We start from the raw sequence: 17,538 nt of genomic DNA on the forward strand, positions 1-17,538 counted from the left end.
GCCGCAGCGCGCGCTGCGGCAGCATCAGGTCGGCGGCGGTGATCAGCTCGCCGTCGCACATCGCCATCGCGCGTTCGAGGATGTTCTCCAGCTCGCGCACGTTGCCGGGGAAGTCGTAGTTCTCCAGCGCCTGCTGCGCGTCCGGCTGCAGCTTGCCCGGCGCCGCGCCGCTCTTGGCGGCCAGCTGGCCGAGGATGAACTCGGCCAGCAGCGGCACGTCGCCGCGGCGCTCGCGCAGCGGCGGCACGCGCAGCTCGATCACGTTGATGCGGTAGAACAGGTCCTGGCGGAACTGGCCATGCTCGACCAGCGCGCCGAGGTTCTTGTGCGTGGCCGAGAGGATGCGCACGTCCACCGGCACTTCCTCGCGCGCGCCGATCGGGCGCACCGCCTTCTCCTGGATCGCGCGCAGCAGCTTCACCTGCATGTGCAGCGGCAGCTCGGCCACCTCGTCGAGGAACAGCGTGCCGCCGTTGGCGGCCTGGAACAGGCCCTCCTTGTCGACGTGCGCGCCGGTGAAGGAGCCCTTGCGGTGGCCGAAGAACTCGCTCTCCATCAGCTCGGAGGGGATCGCACCGCAGTTGACCGGCACGAACGGCCCGTTGGCGCGCGGGCCCTGCTCGTGGATCAGCCGCGCCACCAGCTCCTTGCCCACGCCCGACTCGCCGGCGATGTACACCGGTGCCTGGTTGCGCGCCAGCTTGGCGATGGTGTGCCGCACCTGCTGCATCGCCGCCGAGGCGCCGATCAGGCGGTCGCGGGCACCGGCGGCGGCGGCGCCGGTGCGGCGCTCCTCGGTGAGCTTGAGCGCGGTGCGCACCAGCCGCCGCAGCATCTGGATGTCCACCGGCTTGGAGACGAAGTCGAAGGCGCCGGCCTTGAGCGCGTTCACCGCCGCGTCCACGTTGCCGTAGGCGGTGATCATCGCCACCGGCGTGTCCGGGTACTGCGCCGCGATCAGCTCGATGATCTGCTGGCCGTCGCCGTCGGGCAGGCGCATGTCGGTGAAGCACAGGTCGTAGCTGCGCTCGGACAGTGCGTGCCGCGCGTCGCTCGCGGTGCCGACGGCATCGACCTTGAGGTCCATTCGCCCGAGCGTGATGGTGAGCAGCTCGCGGATGTCGCGTTCGTCGTCGATGACCAGGACGGTCTGTGGGCTCATGGGCTCGGGGCGGTGAAGGGAAGGGAGGGCGGGACGAGGATACCCGCGGCCTCGGTGGGGGGCAAAGGCGGGCAGGACAGGACCGGGGCCGCCGAGGCCGCGCCAACGCCCGGTCGCCGCATGTGCGCCGTGCGATTTGGGCCGTGCGATGGCCGCAGTCGCCCCAGGCCGGAGCCCATTACCCCCGCGGCACCCTTCGCCGCAGCAGGTGCTTGACCCCCACCGGCAGCAGCGCCAGCAGGGCGATGGCCGCCAGCGGCAGCAGCACCTCCCGGTGCAGCAGCAGCCCGAGGCCCAGGTGCGGGCTCCGGCCCAGCGCGTCGCCCAGGCCGGCACCCACCGAGGTCTCGAACACCAGCGAGGTGGTGCCGCCCAGCCAGGTGGCGGCCAGGAACAGCCACGGCGGGCAGCGCAGCCAGGCCAGGCAGATGGTGACCAGTCCGAACGGCGCGATCGGCACGAAGCGCACGAACATCGTGTAGCCGGTCGGGTGGCGCTCGAAGCCGTGGTGCAGGCGCGCCACCAGGGGCGGCGGGGGGCGGCTGCCGTTGCCGAAGGCGTAGCGGCTGGCGAGGTAGAGCACCAGCGAGCCGAGGGTGAGGCCGATGGAGGAATACAGCGTGCCTTCCACGCGGCCGAAGGCGAAGCCGCCGGCGAGGATGATCACGATGGTGCCGGGGATGCCGGTGGACATCGCCAGGGTCAGCAGGCCGACGTAGGCGGCGCGGCTCAGCCAGGGATGGGCGGCGATCCCGGCCTCGAACTCCTGCCGGTGCGCGACCAGCTGCTCGGGATGCAGCGGCTTCAGCACGCCGGAGGCGTACAGCGCGATGCCGGCGGCCACCAGCAACAGCAGGGGCAGGACGGCGCGCAGCCGGCTCAATAGTTCGGTCCGTTGGCGCCGTAGTCGGCCAGCACCGCGCGGGCTTCCTCGCGCAGGATGTCGTAGCGCACGGCGATGCCGCGGCGCTCCAGCTCGCCGATCCAGTCGACCGGCAGCGGGCCTTCGTCGAAGTCGGTGAGTTCCTCCACGTCGCTGGCGCGGGCGCCGATCAAGAGTTCGTCGACGCCGGCCCACACGGTGGCGCCGTAGCACTGGCAGCACGGCTGCGCGCTGGTGGCGAGGGTGTAGCGGCCGCCGGCCTCGTTGAGGCGGAACGTGCCCAGGCGCTGCTGCGCGCTCATGTAGGCCATCATCTCGGCGTGCGCCACCGAGCAGCTCTGCGGCACCACGCGGTTGACGCCGGCGGCGACGAGGCGGCCCTCCTGATCGAACACGGCGGCGCCGAACGGGCCGCCGTCGCCGCGCGCCACGTTCTCGCGCGAGAGCGCGATGGCGAGGCCCACGCGCTCCTCGTCGGTGCGGTAGAGGCGCCCGAAGTCGGCCACGTCCGTGACCCAGGCGGGCAGGGCGAGCTGGATCTGCAACGGCTGCATGCTTACGCCCCCGCCTGCCGGGCCCAGGTGTCGCGCAGCGTTACCGTGCGGTTGAACACCGGCGCGTCGGCGCGGTGCTCGACGCGGTCGGCCACGAAGTAGCCCAGGCGCTCGAACTGGAAGCGCTGCTCCGGCTCCACGGCGGCGGCGGCCGGCTCCAGCCAGCCGTGCACCACGCGCTTGGCCTCGGGGTTGATGTGCTCCAGCCAGCTCTTGCCGTCGCTCTCGTCGTCGGGCGCCGCCACGTTGAACAGGCGGTCGTACAGGCGCACCTCGGCGGCCACGCCGTGCCTGGCGCTGACCCAGTGGATGGTGCCCTTCACCTTGCGGTCGGCGCCGGGCAGGCCGTGGCGGGAGTCGGGATCGAGCGTGCAGCGCAGCGCGACGACGTTGCCCTCGGCGTCCTTCTCCACTTCCTCGCACTTGACGATGCCCACGCCGCGCAGGCGCACCTCGCCGCCGGGCACCAGGCGCTTGAAGCCCTTGGGCGGCACCTCGGCGAAATCCTCGCGCTCGATCCACACCTCGCGGGCGAGGGGTACCTCGCGGGTGCCGAAGCCCTCGTCCTTGGGGTGGTTGGCGAAGACGAGGGTTTCCTCGTGGCCTTCGGGCAGGTTGGCGATCACCAGCTTGAGCGGGTCGAGCACGGCCATGCGGCGCGCGGCGGTGGCGTCGAGATCCTCGCGGATGCAGCCCTCGAACACGGCGTAGTCGATCACGCTGTTCTGCTTGCTCACCCCCACGCGCTCGATCAGCAGGCGGATGCCGGCCGGGGTGAAGCCGCGCCGGCGCAGGCCGCGCAGGGTGTTCATGCGCGGGTCGTCCCAGCCGTCCACCAGGCCCTCGTTCACCAGCTGGGCAAGCTTGCGCTTGCTGGTGATGGCGTAGCTCAAGTTCAGGCGCGAGAACTCGATCTGGCGCGGCTTGGCCGGGATGGTCCGGATGCCGGCCTGTTCCACCACCGACTGCCACAGCTCGGGGTGCGCGGGCAGGTCCACGTTGTCCACGCACCAGTCGTACAGCGGGCGGTGGTCCTCGAACTCCAGCGTGCACAGCGAGTGGGTGATGCCTTCCATCGCGTCGGACAGCGCGTGGGCGAAGTCGTACATCGGATAGATCGGCCAGGCGTCGCCGGTGTTCTGGTGGGCGACCTTGCGGATGCGGTACAGCGCCGGGTCGCGCAGGTTCATGTTGCCGGCGGCCATGTCGATCTTCGCGCGCAGCGTCTTGCTGCCGTCGGCGAACTCGCCGGCGCGCATGCGCTGGAACAGGTCGAGGTTCTCCGCGACGGTGCGCTCGCGGTAGGGCGAGTTGCGGCCCGGCTCCGTGAGCGTGCCGCGGTAGTCGCGCAGCTCGTCGGCGGAGAGGTCGTCCACGTAGGCCTTGCCGTCCCCGATCAGCTTGAGCGCCGAGCGGTAGAGCACCTCGAAGTAGTCCGAGGCGTGGCGCAGGTCGTGCCAGTCGTAGCCGAGCCAGCGCACGTCGTCCTTGATGCCCTCGACGAACTCGGGGTCTTCCTTGCCGGGGTTGGTGTCGTCCAGGCGCAGGTTGCACCAGCCGCCGAACTCGCGGGCGATGCCGAAGTCCAGGCAGATCGCCTTGGCATGGCCGATGTGCAGGTAGCCGTTGGGTTCGGGCGGGAAGCGGGTGCGGATGGCCCGGTGCTTGCCGCTGGCGAGGTCGTCGCGGACGATCTGGCGCACGAAGTCGCGCTGGCCCTCGGCCGGGGCGGCAGTGGCGGCGGAGTCGGCGGCGGGGGTCTCGATCGGCATCGGGCGAAGCTCGCGGGCGGTGGCTGAAACGTCCCAGTTTACCCGCCCGTGCGCCGGCTGGCCCAGCCTGCGTCTACGTGGCGGGCGAGGTCGCCCGCCCGGCCACGCACACGCGGTTGCGGCCTTGCGATTTGGCGCGGTACAGCGCGAGGTCGGCGCGGTGCATCCAGTCGTTCACGTCGGCGCTTTCCACACCGAGCTCGGCCACGCCCAGGCTCAGCGTCCAGGCGCCATGCCTGCTGTCGACGCCGAGATGCTCGGCCTGGCGGCGGATGCGCTCGGCCACTTCCGCGGCGCGCGCGATACCGGTCTCGGGCAGCACGATGCCGAACTCGTCGCCGCCCAGGCGGCCGGGCGTGTCCACGTCGCGCAGGCTGTTGCGCAGCAGGCCGGCGAAGCGGCACAGCAGCGCGTCGCCGGCGGCGTGGCCGGCGCGGTCGTTGATCGGCTTCAGCCCGTCGACGTCGAGCAGGATCAGGGTGGCCGGCCGCTGGCTGCGCTGGAAGCGCTGCAGCTCGCGCGCGGCCGCCTCCAGCCAGTGCGCGCGGTTGGGCAGGCCGGTGAGCGGGTCGGTGCGGCTCAGCTGGTCGAGCAGGCGGTTCTGCTGGCGCACCCGCTGGGCCAGCGCGAAGTTGGCCAGGCTGAGCGCGATGGGGTAGATCACCAGCATCGGCAGGCAGGTAAGGACATTCAACATGTCGCTCACCGGCTGCACGGGGAAGCCCTGCAGCCAGGCCGCCAGCAGGCAGACCGCCGTCTGCAGCGCCAGCGAGGGGCCGAGCAGCCGCCAGCCGCCGGCGCTCATGCGGTCCATCGCCAGCATGGTCACCAGCAGCGCGCTGGGCAGCAGGTTGAACTGCATCATCGCCACCCAGGCGCCGCCGAAGCCGGCGTCGAGAATCAGGTTGAGCCGCTCGACACGCAGCGGGTGCTCGTTGCGGGCGGCGAGCAGGTAGGCCACGTGCGGCCACACGTAGCCGTTCAGGGCGATCAGCGTCCACAGCCACCACGCCGCCTGCTGCTGGTAGAGCACGCCGGCCACCGGCAGGGTGCCCAGCCCCAGGCCGAGGATGCGCAGGCGGTAGACCTGGGCGACGAATTTGCGTTGCGCGTCCCGCGGCGCGGCCGGCATGACGCCTCTCCCCGTGGTGACAGTCGAAGTCTGGGTGGCGCCGACTTTAGAGTCTGTGACGGGCTGCCCGGTAGCCCCGCGAAACGGTGTGGGCGAAAGCACCGGAGCGAGCGGCCCTCGCCCGGTCTTGCCCGCCCGGCCGCGTGCGGCATCCCCGCGCAGCGCGCGCCGCCGCGCTTGCGCCGCGCCGGGCGGCGGCGGTAGCGTGGGCCATGCGCATCGCCTATCGAGCCGACAACCTGATCGATGCCCACCTGGTCAAGGACGCGCTGGAGCGCGAGGCGATCCCCGCCTTCGTCGCCGGCGAATACCTGACCGGCGGCATCGGCCAGCTGCCCGCGCTCGATTACCTCGCCGTGATGGTGCCCGAGGCCAGCATCGCGGCGGCGGAGGCGATCGTGCGGCGCGTCGCGGACGACCTGGCCGAGGCCCGCGTGGCCATCGCCGACTGGGACGGCCTCGACGGCGCGGCGCTCGGCGCAGGCTGAGCCGCCGCGCTTTCCATCCATGCCAGCGACGCCCGCCGGTGCCCCGAGGCGCCGGCGCGGGCGGTGCGCGGCGATCATCACCAATGCGGGCCGGCGTGCGGCCGGCCCGAGGGGAGCCAAGACATGCAGGACTTCCAGACGCTGATCCGCGAGGTGCCGGATTTCCCCACCCCGGGCGTCATCTTCCGCGACATCACCCCGCTCCTGGCCGACGCCGGCGCCTTCGCGCGCTGCATCGACGCGCTGGCCGAGCCCTGGCTGGGGCAGGGCGTGCAGGCGGTGTGCGGCATCGAATCGCGCGGCTTCATCTTCGGCGCCGCGCTGGCGCAGAAGCTCAACGCCGGCTTCGTGCCGCTGCGCAAGCCGGGCAAGCTGCCGCCGCCGGTGGTGGAGGAGCGCTACCAGCTTGAATACGGCGTCGACCGGCTCCAGATTCGCGAGGGTGCGCTCAAGCCCGGCGAGCGCGTGCTGCTCGCCGACGACGTGCTCGCCACCGGCGGCACCCTGGCCGCCGCGCGGGCGCTGGTGGAACGCTTCGGCGTCGCGCTGGCCGGTGCCTGCGTAGTGATCGAGCTGGAGGCCATGCAGGGACGCAAGCGCTGGAACGGCACCTCGCCGCTGCGCGCGCTGGTGCGCTACTGAAACCGTCCGTGCCGATCCACCCGGCGGGCGAACCTCTCGACTATCGAAGGAGAACCGTCATGCTCGGCATCGGTGCGTGGAAACAACGCCTGCCCCGCCGCGAAGAGGCTCTGCCCGGGCGCGGCCAGCCCATCGACACGGCGCACGCGCACTTCGTGCACGGCCGCCCGCTGGACCCGGCGGCGTTCCCCGGCAGCGCCACGGCGCTGTTCGGCATGGGCTGCTTCTGGGGCGCGGAGCGCAAGTTCTGGAGCCTGCCCGGCGTGCTCACCACCGCGGTGGGCTACGCCGGCGGCTACACGCCCAACCCCAGCTACCGCGAGGTGTGCTCGGGGCTGACGGGGCACGCGGAAGTGGTGCAGGTGGTCTACGACCCCGCGCAGGTCGGCTTCGACGCGCTGCTCAAGGTGTTCTGGGAGAACCACGATCCCACCCAGGGCATGCGCCAGGGCAACGACGTGGGCACGCAGTACCGTTCGGCCGTCTATACGTCCGATCCGTCGCAGCTGGAGGCGGCGCGCGCGTCGCTCGGGCGCTACCAGGCCGAGCTCGAGCGCTCCGGCCACGGGGCGATCACCACCGAGCTCGCACCGGCCGGCCCGTTCTACTACGCCGAGGCCGAGCACCAGCAGTACCTCGCCAAGAATCCGGCCGGCTATTGCGGCCTGGGCGGCACCGGCGTGAGCTGCCCGGTGGGGTTGGGCGCGGCGGGCTGAGCCCCGCGCCCGCGCCGCGGCGGACGCCTACGGCGCCGGATGCACGGCCTTGTCGTGCTTGTCGTGCTTGTCGTGCTTGTCGTGCGTCGCCGCGGCCTGGCCCTCGGGCTTCAGCAGTTCGGGCGGCAGGCTGCGGATGACCTCGGCGAAGCGGGTGAGGAAGGCGCCCACCGAGGAGCTCTTGCGCCACACCAGCGCGATGCGCCGGCTCGGCGGATGGCCGGCGAATTCCAAGAGGTGCACGTTGTCCGTGCGCGGCACCGGCGGCTTGATCGCCAGGGTGGGCAGCAGGGTGATGCCGACGTTGGCCGCCACCATCTGCCGCAGCGTCTCCAGGCTGGTGGCGCGGAAGCCGGATTTCTCGCTGGCGCCGGCGAGCTGGCACACCTCCAGCGCCTGGTCGCGCAGGCAGTGGCCGTCTTCCAGCAGCAGCAGGTTCTGGTCCTCGAGGTCGGCCAGCTTGAGGCGGCCGTGGTGGTGCGCCAGCGGATGGCGCTCGGGCACGGCCAGCACGAAGGGCTCCTCGAACAGGAACTCCGCGTGCAGGCTGTCCTCGTGCAGCGGCAGGGCGAGCATGCCCGCGTCGAGCGAGCCCTCGCGCAGCAGCTTGATGATCTGCTCGGTCTTCTCCTCGCGCAGCAGCAGTTCCAGACGCGGGTAGCGCTCGCGCACCAGCGGCACCAGGTGCGGCAAGAGGTAGGGGCCGAGGGTGGGAAAGATCCCCAGCCGCAGCGTGCCGGACTCGGGGTCGCGCGTGCGCTGGGCGATCGCCTTGATCTCGTTGATCTCGGCCAGCACGCCGCGGGCGCGGCGGGCGATCTCCCGGCCGGTCTCGGTGAGCAGCACCTTGCGCGGCGTGCGCTCCACCAGCGGCACGCCCAGCTCGTCCTCCAGCTTCTTGATCTGGGTGGACAAGGTGGGCTGGCTGACGAAGCTGGCCTCGGCGGCTCGGCCGAAATGGCGGTGCTCGGCCAGGGCCACCAGGTAGTGCAGGTCACGCAGGTTCATGGTGCTTGCCCCTAAATCAATAGTTGATGGCTATGATTGTGATGCAATCAATCAATTAGAACAATGCGGCTCGGGCGCGTAGCTTTAGCAGCGGCTCGCAGCCCCTACGAGCCTGCCCGTTCCGCGCGCTTTCCCCCTCCCTCGGCGCGCGGCACTCCGAACCGGCGCGAAGCTTCGCTTCGACGCCGGTTTTTTTATTCCCGGTTTTTCGTGTCGGCGAGTCGCGGGACGAGCTGCGAACCCTGCGGCGCGCGGAAAGGAGCCGCCGGGCCGTGCATGCCAGGGAAAAGCGTAGACGTAATGGGGCCGGCCCGGATCAAGCCAAGCTCCGCCGCCGCGCGACCCGGTGCGGGCAGGAGGGCGGCAGGCCGCCGGGCGACCATGCCTTTTGGCACTGTGTCGCAAGTCATGGCCGACCTAGCGTGGCCCTCCTTTGCCCCACCCTGGGAGTCCCCATGCGCCGTCTCGTCCGCCCCCTCGTGCTCACCGCGCTCGCCGCCTGCTGCGGCGCGGCATTCGCCGCCGCTCCCGCCGATGAGGTGCCCCACGGCAAGCTGCCGCGCTGGGCGGTGCCGGAGCAGTACCGGCTCGCCTTCAAGGTCGATCCCAAGCAGCAGGATTTCTCCGGCACCACCACCATCAAGGTGGAGCTCAAGCAGGCCGCCGACCACGTGTGGCTGCACGGGCGCGAGCTGAAGGTGTCCAAGGTCACCGTGACCGACGCGGCCGGCAAGTCGCGCGCGGGCAAGTACGTGGACGCGGCGCCGAAGGAGGGCGTGGTTCGGATCGACTTCGGCGCCACGCTCAAGCCGCAGGCGATCACGCTCGCCATCGACTACAGCGCGCCGCTCAACCAGCAGCTGCAGGGCCTGTACAAGGTCAGCCACAAGGGCGAACCCTATGCGATGACGCAGATGGAGCCGATCAGCGCGCGCTACGCCTTCCCCGGCTTCGACCAGCCCGACTTCAAGACGCCCTACACCATCAGCCTCACCATTCCCAACGACGAAGTGGGCGTGGCCAACACCAAGCAGGTCAAGGAGACGCCGGCCGGCGCCGGCTGGAAGACGCTGGACTTCGCCCAGACCCCGCCGCTGCCCACCTACCTGGTCGCCTTCGGCGTCGGTCCGTGGGACCTGCAGCCCGGCCCGACCATCCAGCCGGACAGCTACCGCAGCGAGGCGATCGCGTTGCGCGGCGTGGCCGCGCGCGGCGAGGGCCATCGCATGCAGCACGTGCTGGGCGAGACGCCGAGCATCATCAAGACGCTGGAGGACTACTACGGCTTCGGCTATCCCTTCGGCAAGCTCGACCTGGTGGCCGCGCCGGACTTCTCCGCCGGCGCGATGGAGAACCCCGGCTTCGTCACCTTCCGCGACTGGCTGCTGCTGCTCGATCCGGATTCCCCGGCGCAGTACGTGCGCGGCTCCTTCAACGTCACCGCGCACGAGCTGGCCCACCAGTGGACCGGCGACACCGTGACCATGGCCTGGTGGGACGACCTGTGGCTCAACGAGGCCTTCGCCACCTGGATGCAGCAGAAGGTGACGCAGAAGGTGCACCCCGAATACCGTGCCGACCTCGACCGCGTGCGCGGGGCGCAGATGGCGATGAACGGCGACAGCCTGGTCACCACGCGCAAGATCCGCCAGCCGATCACCGGCAACGGCGACATCGAGACCGCCTTCGACGCCATCACCTACCAGAAGGGCGCCGCCGTGCTCGGCATGTTCGAGGGCTACGTGGGCGAGGGCACCTTCCGGCAGGGCATGCGTGGCTACATCCAGCAGCACAAGTACGGCAACGCCACCGCCGACGACCTGATCGACGCCATCGCCAAGGCCGCCGACAGGGGGCAGGACTTCAAGCAGGCCTTCCGCAGCTTCCTCGACCAGCCCGGCGTGCCCTACGTGCAGACCCATCTCGCGCAGCAGGGCGGCAAGACCGTGCTGGAGCTCAAGCAGAGCCGCTACCTGCCCTACGGCAGCAAGGGCGACGCCAACCATGTGTGGGGCGTGCCGATGTGCGTGCGCTACGGCGTGGCCTCCGGCAGCAAGGTGAGCTGCGAGCTGCTCGACAAGCCCGAGGGCGCGATCGTGCTGGAAGGCGCCAGCCCCTCGACCTGGGTGTTGCCCAACGCCAACGGCAGCGGCTACTACCGCTTCGGCATGGCCAAGGCCGACCTCGCCGCGCTCGGCAAGCAGATCGGCAAGCTCGACGACGCCGAGCAGCTGGCCTACGCCGACGCGGTGAACGCCGCCTTCCGCCACGGCGACCTCACCGCCGGCGACGTGCTGGCCGCGCTCGAGCCGCTCGCCGCCGCCAAGCCGCGCGAGGTGGCCACCGCGCCGCTCGGCACCGTCGACTGGATCTACCACCAGGCGGCGCAGACCGACGCCCAGCGCGCACGCATCGTCGCCTGGGTGAAGAGCGCCTACCTGCCGCGCCTGGAAGCCCTCGGCTATGCCCGCAAGGCGGGCGAGGCCGACGGCGACTCGCTGCTGCGCAGCACGCTGGCCGAGCGGCTCGGCCTCGGCTACAAGCTGCCGGAGGTGCGCGCCCCGCTGCTCAAGCAGGGCGATGCCGCGCTCAAGACGAAGGACGGCCATCTCGACCTCGCCGCCGCCGACCCGGACCTGCTCGGCGCGGCGCTGGGCGTGGCGGTGCAGGAGCACGGCAAGAGCACCGTCGACGCGCTGATCGCCGAACTGCCCAAGACCAGCGACCCGGCGCAGCGCAACGCCATCCTCGCCGGCCTGGCCGCCGCCGACGCGCCGGCCCTGGCCGAGCAGGTGCGCAACTTCGCCCTGGATAAGCAGGTGAAGGTGGGCGAGATGGCCGCACTGCTGCGCGAAGGCCGCGACACCCAGGCCCAGCGCGATGCGGTGTGGAACTGGTCGGTGGCCAACTACGACAAGATCGTGGGCCGCACCGGCAGCTTCGCCGGCGGCCGCCTGCCGGCCCTGATGGGCGGCGGCGGCTGCTCGCAGCCCGAGGCCGACCGCCTGCAGGCGTTCTTCAAGACCCGCGCCAAGGACGTCACCGGCGCCGAACGCGGCCTGGCCCAGACCACCGAGGCCACCCTGCTGTGCGCGGCGCTCAAGGGCAAGCAGGATCCGGCGTCGATCCTGCGCTGAGGTTTGCCTGGAACCGGGCCGATGCGCACGGCATCGGCCCGGCAGACACCGGATGGCGTTTGCCATTCGGTGTTTTCTTTTGTCTTTACGCTTACCGGGATTTCGCGGGCGGCCGCCAGGACGGGCTTACACTGTTGCTGATTTGTCATCACCAGGGGCCGATGCATGCTGTCTCGTCGAAGTTCTCTGTTTGCTGCTGCAGCCTGCCTTGGCGGAATACGTGCGGGCGACGGGGGCCGGGCTGGTGATGCCGGTGGCGTAGAGCGCATCGACAACCATGGCTGAGGTCCGTCGGATATTGGCCGCGGCGGTGGAGCGTCTCGGCGACCGCGTCGATGCCGAGGTCCTGCTGCTGCACGTGCTGGACAAGCCGCGCAGCTGGCTGGTCGCGCATGCGGACGATGCGCTCGACCCGGCGCAGGCGGCGGCCTATGCGGCGTTGGTCGAGCGTCGCGCCGGCGGCGAGCCGGTGGCCTATATCACCGGCCGGCGCGGGTTCTGGAGCTTCGATCTCGCGGTGACGCCGGCCACGCTGATCCCGCGGCCGGAGACCGAGCTGCTGGTGGAGCTGGCCCTGGCGCGCCTGCCGGGCGAGGCGGCGGCGAGCGTGGCGGACCTCGGCACCGGCAGCGGCGCCATCGCGCTGGCGCTCGCCAGCGAGCGGCCGCGGGCCCGCGTGGTCGCCACCGACGCCAGCGCCGGGGCGCTGGCGGTGGCGCGCGGCAACGCCGGGCGGCTGGGCCTGCGCAACGTCGAGTTCGCCGAGGGCGACTGGCTGGCGCCGCTGGCCGGCCGTCGCTTCGCCTTGATCGTGTCCAACCCGCCGTATATCGAATCCGCCGACGAGCACCTGGGGCGGGGCGACCTGCGCTTCGAGCCGATGGCCGCGCTCGCCTCCGGCACGGACGGCCTCGATGCGATCCGCCGCATTGTCGCCGACGCACGCGCGCACCTCGAGCCGGGCGGCTGGCTGCTGTTCGAGCACGGCTGGAACCAGGGCGAGGCCGCGCGCGCGCTGCTGCAGGCGGCGGGCTACGCCGAGGTGTTCACCGCACAGGACCTGGAACGGCGCGACCGGGTCAGCGGCGGGCGCATGCCGGGGCCGTGAGCGGCCCGTGGATGGGAGCGGCGGCGCTCGCATCGGGGAGGGACGCGGCCTTCAGGAGTGCGGCGGCATCGGCCTGGGCAGGCCGACGCGTGGCTCGACGGTAAGAAGGCGCCACGCCTGCCTGCCATCCTGCCAGATGGCCGTCTGATCGCCCTGCGCCGCCGACCATCAAAAAAATAGACGTTCGAAATCGCTCGAAATCCCTCCCGATTCACTTCATTGGACGGCAACTCATCAATCCCATTCATGCCTGCATCCACCGATCGTCCGTACCGCGATCATGGCGTTGCCGATAACCTGCGCTACTCCCATGCACATCGCGATGGTGCCGATGATGCTCATTCCAAGGAAAAGCATGGTGGAGCATGTCTAGTGCGCATGAGGGCCGCTTGCCTCTCGACAAGCTGTTGGTCTTGTCAACGACCGCATTCCTGACAATCCTTACGGAGACCATGCCGGCGGCGGTCATGCCGGCCATGGCGGAAGGTCTCAAGCAGTCGCCAGCCGGCATCGGCCTGCTGGTATCGGTCTACGCCCTGGCCTCCGCGGCGGCGGCTATCCCGATCGTTGCACTGACCAGGACCCTGCCGCGCAAGCCGCTCTACATTGCCCTGGTGCTGAGCTTCGCCATCGCCAACACCATCACGGCACTGTCCTCGTCATATGCACTGACGCTGGCCTCCCGAGTGGTGGCCGGACTAGCCGCCGGAATCATCTGGCCGGTCATCTGCGGCTATGCGATGCGCCTGGTCGCGGCCGAAAACATGGGGCGCGCGGTCGCCATCACCCTGGCCGGGAGCACGGTCGCCATGGTCGCGGGGTTGCCTCTCGGAACCGCGCTGGGCGACCTGCTGGGCTGGCGCTACAGCTACGGCCTGCTGTCGCTGGTGGCGCTGCTGGTCATCGCCTGGGTATTGGCGTGCGTACCGCCAGCCCCAGGCGAGCACGCGCAGGCACGCGCCTCGATCCGAGTGGTCGTGCGTACGCCGGGCCTGCGGCCGATCCTGCTGGCGACGCTCTGCGCGATCCTGGCGCACTACACCCTCTACACCTACATGGCACCGCTCGCGCAGGCGCTGCGCCTGCCCCGCGGCACCGCGCAGGGGCTGCTGCTGTTCGGTGCCGGCGCGCTGGTCGGCGTGCTGATGGCCGGCCGCCTCGTCGACCAGCGGCAACGCACGCTGGCGATGACGGCCTTGACCTGCACCGCCATCATGATGCTGATCCTCTCGGCCGATCCCCACCTGGTGCTGGCATGCGTCGCGTTGTTCGCCTGGGGCACTTCGTTCGGCGTGATGCCAACCATTTTTCAGTCCGCAACGGGACGCGTGGCAACCGGCAATGCCGAACTGGCCACGGCCATGCTCGTCACCATCTACAACCTGGGCATCTTCGGCGGCGGCGCGATGGGCGGGCTGCTGCTCGGCACCTCCAGCGTCGCCGGCTTGGAGCTGTTCTCGCTGATATCCGTCTGCCTGTCTCTGGCCGTGGTCGCGAAAAGCGTACGGCACGCTTTTCCTGGACAACCCGCATCTTCCGTCTGATCCATCCCAACCCGAGAATCACCACCATGCGCACCATCGGATACGCCGCACAGGACGCCCACTCCGCCCTGGCTCCCTACTCCTTCGACCGCCGCGACCTGCGCGCAGACGACGTCGCCATCGACATCCTCTACTGCGGTGTGTGCCACTCCGACCTGCACCAGACCCGCGGCGACTGGGACTGGGCGCCCACCCTGTACCCCTGCGTGCCCGGCCACGAGATCGTCGGCAAGGTCAGCGCGGTGGGCAGCGCCGTCACCGGCCACAAGGTCGGCGACCTGGTTGCGGTCGGCTGCCTGGTGGACAGTTGCGGCGAGTGCGACCAGTGCCAGGCCCACGAGGAGACGCTGTGCCGCCAAGGCGTCACCGTCACCTACAACGGCCGCGATCGCCGCGACGGACAAGTCACCTACGGCGGCTACTCCAAGCACATCGTGGTACGCGAGAGCTTCGTGCTCAAAGTGCCGGCCAGCCTCGACATGGCCCGCGCCGCGCCGCTGCTGTGCGCCGGCATCACCTGCTACACCCCGCTGCGCGCGCTGAACGTCGGTCCGGGCACCCGGGTCGCGGTCATCGGCCTCGGTGGCCTCGGCCACATGGGGGTCAAGCTGGCTCACGGCATGGGCGCGCACGTCACCGTGATCAGCCGCAGCGCCGGCAAGGCCGCCGAAGCCCATGCGCTCGGCGCGGACGCGGTGCTGCTGTCCACCGATGCCGAAGCGATGGCCGCGGCAGCCAACGGCTTCGACGCGATCATCGACACCATTCCGGTCAAGCACGACCTGAAGCCCTACTTGCCGCTGCTCGACCTCAACGCGACCCTGGTGATGGTCGGCCAGATCGGCGCGATGGAGGGCTTCGACAGTGCGCCGCTGGTGTTCGGCCGCCGCAAGGTCACCGGCACCCCGGTCGGCGGCATCGCCCAGACCCAGGAGATGCTCGATTTCTGCGCCGAGAAGGGCATCCTGCCGGAGTGCGAGACGATCGCCATCCAGGACATCAATGAGGCCTTCCACCGCATGGAGCGTTCGGACGTGCGCTACCGCTTCGTCATCGACATGGCTACGCTGGAAGCGTCCTCCGTGCCATAACCGCCTCGCCGGCGAGCTACTGTCTCAGTGCAGTCTCCAAACGCCCCGCCTCATCGGCATTCACGCGTTCGGCCAGCACTCGCACAAGCTGACGCAACTGGCCGGAACCGAGCCCGACATTCAAGCTGATGCGCACGTGCGCCCGCAGCTGCGGCTCGGCCCCCGGCAGGGCGGAGAGCATGCCCAGGGTCGCCAGTTCGCGACTCTGCCAGTCGAGATTGTCGCGCTCGAAGATGTCGCCGAACAAATGGGTCTTGAGGTATTGGTCGATGGCGGGGGCAAAATCGAACAGCGGCCCCGCGACGGGGCCGTCCGACAGCCGGGTCTGGTTGGCGGTGCCTGTGTCCAGCAATGCCTCCCCCTTATCTCTTGGAAATTTGAGAAGGTAAGGATTGAGGGCCGGCGTGGTAGATCGACCTCCCCCTAGTGTAGGGTCTCATAAATAATATTAAGTAAGTTTGGCCGCGGCGCGAGCGACGGATGCCAAGATGGTGTCGGCGCTCTTGTGCCAGGCGAAAGGTTTCGGATCGGCGTTGTGAAAACTCACTGGCCCCGGCTACGACTGATGCCGTTCTCTTCATCGAGGCCATGACCGTCTTGTATCACCCGCTGTTTGGCGATGGGCGGAGTCTTGCGTTCTGGATGCCCATCCTCGGTCAACCACTCCATCCCGATCATCGTTCCCCTGATGGTCAATCGTTGGTGTGAAGCGATCAGGTAATCGCGTGCACCCAGAGTGCCATAACCCGTTCAATCACGACTCAAATACCAAGGGAGGATAGACAGTCCATGCGTCCTAAAAAAGAAGGCCCGCCGCGGGCGAGCCTTCCCATCGCGGCTCAGGGGCTTCGCTTTCGCCGCACCAGGCGCGCGGCCAGTGCGATCGCCAGCAGCACCACGAGGATCGCGCCGCCCATCAGCCACGGCATCGCACGCTGGATAGCCGGCGCCGGGCCGCCCACGCGCAACTGGGCAACCTCCCCGGCGGTCACCGTGAGGGCGGGGTTGCCGAAGTGGGCAGCGACGAAGTTGGCGACGGCGGCGACCTGGCCGTCGTCCATGTCGCCGGCGAAGCCGGGCATGAAGGCGGCGCCATCGGCGCCCTGGCGGCTGACGCCGCGCAGGATCGCCATCACCAGGTTGTTGGGCGTGGCGGCGCCGGTGACGGTGTTGTGGAACAGCGACGGGTAGTAGTGATCCGCGGTGCCGCTGCCGCTTGGCTGGTGACAGCTCGCGCAGGCGCTGTCGAACAGGATGGCGCCGTCGGTGACGCCGGCCACGTTGCTGCGCTGAGCTTCGACATCGGCCGCGGCGGCGCGGGCCTTGCCGATGGCCGCGAGGGTGGTTGCGCTCTGCGCGTTGTCGAAGTCGTAGGCCCGTTCGGCGGTCTGGCCGAAGGTATAGGCGGGTTGCGTCTGGCCCGGTCTGGCCTTGGCCGGTACCGACTTCAGGTAGGCGGCAATGGCGTGCAGATCGTCATCGCTCAAGTAGCGCAGGCTGTGCTCCACCGCCTCGGCCATGCCGCCGGCGGCCTGCGCCTTGCCCGGCGCGTGGCCGTTCCTGAGGAACCCGGCCAGCTCGTCTTCGCTCCAGCCGCCGATGCCGCTCACCGGGTCGGACGTGAGGTTGGGCGCGTGCCAGCCGTCCACGTCGCCGCCGGCGAGGTAGGCCCCGCGGTCGGAGGCCATGAACAGGTTGCGCGGCGTGTGGCAGCTGCCGCAGTGGCCGAGCACGTCGACCAGGTAGCGGCCGCGCGCGAGCTGCGGGCTGGCGCCGGCAGCGGGCGTGTTGCGTTGTCTGTCGAGGAACAGCAGATTCCAGCCGGCCATCAGGCTGCGCAGGTTGTAGGGAAAGCCGAGCTGCGTGCGCTGCGTCGGTGCTTTGTCCACCGGCGCTACCTGCGTGATGAGGTAGGCATAGAGGGCATGCACGTCCTCGTCGGTCATGCCGCTGTACTCGGCATAGGGCATCGCTGGATAGAGGCGATGGCCGTCCGCCGCCACGCCCTCGCGCACGGCGCGGGCGAATTGCGCTTCGCTCCAGTTGCCGATGCCAGCGTTTTTCGAGGGTGTGATGTTGGTGGCGTAGATGGCGCCCAGCGGCGAGGCGATGGCGTAGCCGCCGGCGTAGGGCTTGCCGCCGGGCGCGGTATGGCAGGCCGCGCAGTCGGCGGCGCGGGCGACGTAGGCACCGCGCGGGGCGAGGGCGGCGTCGGGAGTTGCCGCGGCCAGCGCGGATGAGGCGAGGCCGGCGAGCAGGAGGCCGAGGCCGAGTCGGAAGATGCGGTTCGTCACGGCGGCG

The 17,538-nt window shown here is 70.3% G+C and carries 15 protein-coding genes; 7 read left to right on the plus strand and 8 right to left on the minus strand.

Annotation, left to right across the window (positions count from 1 at the left end; all coding sequences use genetic code 11):
- From ACH65_RS01545 to ACH65_RS01565, 5 genes are all read right to left on the minus strand, one after another.
- Positions 1-1,162 (minus strand): sigma-54-dependent transcriptional regulator (locus tag ACH65_RS01545; protein ID WP_049620815.1); only part of this gene is annotated, 1,162 nt, incomplete at its 3' end.
- Positions 1,163-1,340: 178 nt separating this feature from the next.
- Complete coding sequence (locus tag ACH65_RS01550) at positions 1,341-2,045, minus strand: TVP38/TMEM64 family protein (RefSeq protein ID WP_049620816.1); 705 nt, start codon at positions 2,043-2,045, stop codon at positions 1,341-1,343.
- Complete coding sequence (locus ACH65_RS01555) at positions 2,042-2,599, minus strand: nucleoside deaminase (RefSeq protein WP_049620817.1); 558 nt, start codon at positions 2,597-2,599, stop codon at positions 2,042-2,044. The genes ACH65_RS01550 and ACH65_RS01555 overlap by 4 nt, the downstream gene beginning before the upstream one ends.
- Positions 2,600-2,601: 2 nt before the next feature.
- Positions 2,602-4,371 (minus strand): glutamine--tRNA ligase/YqeY domain fusion protein, encoded by a 1,770-nt coding sequence (locus ACH65_RS01560; RefSeq protein WP_049620818.1) that lies wholly within the window; start codon positions 4,369-4,371, stop codon positions 2,602-2,604.
- A gap of 73 nt (positions 4,372-4,444) precedes the next feature.
- Positions 4,445-5,503 carry a diguanylate cyclase gene (locus ACH65_RS01565; RefSeq protein ID WP_049620819.1) on the minus strand — a complete coding sequence of 353 codons (1,059 nt, stop codon included), beginning with the start codon at positions 5,501-5,503 and terminating at the stop codon, positions 4,445-4,447.
- 212 nt (positions 5,504-5,715) lie between these two features.
- Here ACH65_RS01565 and ACH65_RS01570 point away from each other — a divergent pair, with 212 nt between their 5' ends.
- The 3 genes from ACH65_RS01570 (at position 5,716) to msrA (ending at position 7,349) form a co-directional block, all read left to right on the plus strand.
- Complete coding sequence (locus tag ACH65_RS01570; RefSeq protein ID WP_049620820.1) at positions 5,716-5,991, plus strand: putative signal transducing protein; 276 nt, start codon at positions 5,716-5,718, stop codon at positions 5,989-5,991.
- 123 nt (positions 5,992-6,114) lie between these two features.
- Positions 6,115-6,633 carry an adenine phosphoribosyltransferase gene (locus ACH65_RS01575; protein WP_049620821.1) on the plus strand — a complete coding sequence of 173 codons (519 nt, stop codon included), beginning with the start codon at positions 6,115-6,117 and terminating at the stop codon, positions 6,631-6,633.
- 59 nt (positions 6,634-6,692) lie between these two features.
- Positions 6,693-7,349: a peptide-methionine (S)-S-oxide reductase MsrA gene (msrA, locus tag ACH65_RS01580; protein WP_049620822.1), complete on the plus strand. Its 657-nt coding sequence runs from the start codon at positions 6,693-6,695 to the stop codon at positions 7,347-7,349.
- Between the two features lie 27 nt (positions 7,350-7,376).
- On the opposite strand, the gene ACH65_RS01585 is transcribed toward msrA, so the two are convergent.
- Positions 7,377-8,357 carry a LysR substrate-binding domain-containing protein gene (locus ACH65_RS01585; RefSeq protein ID WP_049620823.1) on the minus strand — a complete coding sequence of 327 codons (981 nt, stop codon included), beginning with the start codon at positions 8,355-8,357 and terminating at the stop codon, positions 7,377-7,379.
- A gap of 455 nt (positions 8,358-8,812) precedes the next feature.
- Between ACH65_RS01585 and ACH65_RS01590 the strand changes: the two genes are divergently transcribed.
- The 4 genes from ACH65_RS01590 to ACH65_RS01605 all read left to right on the plus strand — a co-directional run bounded on the left by ACH65_RS01590 (position 8,813) and on the right by ACH65_RS01605 (position 15,237).
- Entirely contained in the window at positions 8,813-11,494 is a 2,682-nt protein-coding gene (locus ACH65_RS01590; RefSeq protein ID WP_049620824.1) for a M1 family metallopeptidase, read from the plus strand.
- 277 nt (positions 11,495-11,771) lie between these two features.
- On the plus strand, positions 11,772-12,602 hold the full coding sequence (gene prmC, locus ACH65_RS01595; RefSeq protein WP_049620825.1) for a peptide chain release factor N(5)-glutamine methyltransferase: 831 nt from the start codon (positions 11,772-11,774) through the stop codon (positions 12,600-12,602).
- Between the two features lie 389 nt (positions 12,603-12,991).
- On the plus strand, positions 12,992-14,146 hold the full coding sequence (locus tag ACH65_RS01600; protein WP_161805573.1) for an MFS transporter: 1,155 nt from the start codon (positions 12,992-12,994) through the stop codon (positions 14,144-14,146).
- 26 nt (positions 14,147-14,172) lie between these two features.
- Complete coding sequence (locus ACH65_RS01605; protein WP_049620827.1) at positions 14,173-15,237, plus strand: NAD(P)-dependent alcohol dehydrogenase; 1,065 nt, start codon at positions 14,173-14,175, stop codon at positions 15,235-15,237.
- Between the two features lie 16 nt (positions 15,238-15,253).
- Here the strand turns inward: ACH65_RS01605 and ACH65_RS19525 are convergent, their stop codons facing one another.
- Together ACH65_RS19525 and ACH65_RS01615 are read right to left on the minus strand one after the other, a co-directional pair.
- Positions 15,254-15,589 carry a carboxymuconolactone decarboxylase family protein gene (locus ACH65_RS19525; RefSeq protein ID WP_153242422.1) on the minus strand — a complete coding sequence of 112 codons (336 nt, stop codon included), beginning with the start codon at positions 15,587-15,589 and terminating at the stop codon, positions 15,254-15,256.
- A 487-nt stretch (positions 15,590-16,076) separates the two neighbouring features.
- The gene (locus ACH65_RS01615) at positions 16,077-17,531 is read right to left on the minus strand and encodes a c-type cytochrome (RefSeq protein WP_237561414.1); all 1,455 of its coding nucleotides are present in this window, start codon (positions 17,529-17,531) and stop codon (positions 16,077-16,079) included.
- Positions 17,532-17,538 lie beyond the last annotated feature (7 nt).

The organism is Frateuria defendens, from assembly GCF_001182895.1.
Lineage (GTDB): Bacteria > Pseudomonadota > Gammaproteobacteria > Xanthomonadales > Rhodanobacteraceae > Frateuria_B > Frateuria_B defendens.